Annotated in this window: 1 protein-coding gene; it reads left to right on the top strand. The window is 65.5% G+C overall.

The features are described from left to right. Window positions 1–249: leucine zipper domain-containing protein (locus KHB019_RS15105; RefSeq protein WP_337459363.1), on the top strand; the 249-nt coding region annotated here is incomplete at both ends.

The raw sequence follows: 249 nt of genomic DNA, 5'->3' as shown, positions 1-249 counted from the left end.
CGCGCTCGTTTGCGGCTGGCAAAGCTCATCGTCGAAGAGCATTGGTCTGCCACTGTCGCGGCGAAGATGTTCATGACCTCGCCGCTTACGGCACGCAAGTGGGCGGCGAGGTTTCGCGCCGAGGGGGCTGCGGGGATGATCGACAGGTCCAGCCGGCCGCGTTCGATGCCTACCAAGACGCCTCCTGAGCTGGTCAAACGGATCGTGAAAGCACGGTGGCGACGCAGGCTCGGCCCGGCACAGATCGCC

Source organism: Microbacterium sp. KHB019 (assembly GCF_037285405.1).
Classification (GTDB): domain Bacteria; phylum Actinomycetota; class Actinomycetes; order Actinomycetales; family Microbacteriaceae; genus Microbacterium.
The sequence above is the reverse complement of the archived record's forward strand: the minus strand, read 5'-3'. Positions and strand labels throughout refer to the sequence as shown.